The following is a 1,320-nucleotide window of genomic DNA, read 5'->3' on the forward strand; positions in this document are numbered from 1 at the left end:
ACGACCAGCGCGGGCGCGATACCGGCGATCCCGTCGGCGTTGTCGCCCCACGCGGGGGAGGCCAGGCGGTCGCGCCGCTGCGCGGCTTCGGGCACGTAGGCGGTGTCGAAGACCTCACCCATCCACGGCTTCAGGACGGCGCGGCCGCCCAGGCTGGACGGCTTGTCGCGGGCGGGCGTCACCAGGTCGAGCGGGGCGTAGTGCAGGACCTGCAGCGCGATGCGGGGGCCGCCGTTCTCCAGCGCCAGCCGTGCGGCCGCGGCACTGAGGTTGCCGCCCGCGCTTTGGCCCCCGACGCACAGCCGGCCGCCGTCCCAATCGCGGCCGGGGTCGGCCGCCCAGCGGACGACGTCGTAGACCTGGTGTGGCGCCGCCGGGAAGCGGTGCCGCGGCGCCAGCACGTAGTCGGGATTGATCACCACCACGCCTGCGTTGGCGGCCAGGTACCGGCACCAGGGATCGTCCTGTTCGGGGTGCCCGACCACGAAGCCCCCGCCGTGCACGTTGACGTAGACCGCCTGGTTCGCCGTGCCGGCCGGCGGGTGGTAGACGGTTGCCGGTACGGGGCCGTGCCGGGCGGGGATGGTGACCTCGGTGGTCCGGCCGCGGAATTCGGGGAATCGCACGGCGGCCTTGGGGGCCGGGTTCACGACGGCGGCGAAAGTGCGGGCCAGTGCGTCGGCGACGACTGGTCTGGAGAGAATCGACACGGGCCCTAGGAGCCCGTTCCCGGGCCGATGTTGTGGGCCGGTCTGGTGCGCAGGTTGTGCACGTAATCGCTTGGGGCTCCGGCGATTTCGGCGGCGTCAGCCATCACGCCCAGGTATCGCGCCGAGGGCAGGCCGCCCTCCCAGGCGTCGAGCACGTACAGCCAGGCCAGCACGGGGTCGGTGCTGGTGTCCGACGAGATGCGTTCCACCCGGCAGCGGATCTTCTTGTGGACGCCGAACTCCGAGCCCTCCCACCGGTCGAGGTTGTTCTCGTCGGCCGGGGTCATGTCGTAGAGGACGACGAACACCTTGGAGGTCGGGTCTTCGACCACCGTGGCCAGCGCGCCTTCCCAGCCGATGTCCTCGCCGCCGAACGTCAGGCGCCAGCCGTGCAGCCAGCCGGTTCCGGCCATCGGGGAATGGGGTGCCCGCTTGAGCATCTGCTCAGGATCCATGTTCGACCCGTAGGCGGCGTAGAGCGGCACGGGGAAATCTTAGACGTCACCCGCACGAGCGGTCTTCTCCCAAGCGTTTCGCCGCGCTGTTCAATGGCGCGGCTTCTCCTCACGCCGCCGTGCGGCGTGCATCGTCGCCGCGCTGTTCAATGGCG

2 protein-coding genes are annotated in these 1,320 nt (G+C 71.2%); both read right to left on the bottom strand.

The features are described 5' to 3' along the window. Positions 1 to 626: alpha/beta hydrolase fold domain-containing protein (locus tag A5701_RS19325; RefSeq protein ID WP_067757374.1), on the bottom strand; the 626-nt coding region annotated here is incomplete at its 3' end. A gap of 89 nt (positions 627 to 715) precedes the next feature. Beyond that, positions 716 to 1,195 (bottom strand): gamma-glutamylcyclotransferase, encoded by a 480-nt coding sequence (locus tag A5701_RS19330; RefSeq protein WP_067757370.1) that lies wholly within the window; start codon positions 1,193 to 1,195, stop codon positions 716 to 718. Between the last annotated feature and the right edge of the window lie 125 nt (positions 1,196 to 1,320).

It is taken from the genome of Mycobacterium sp. E3305 (assembly GCF_001666785.1).
Taxonomy (GTDB): domain Bacteria; phylum Actinomycetota; class Actinomycetes; order Mycobacteriales; family Mycobacteriaceae; genus Mycobacterium.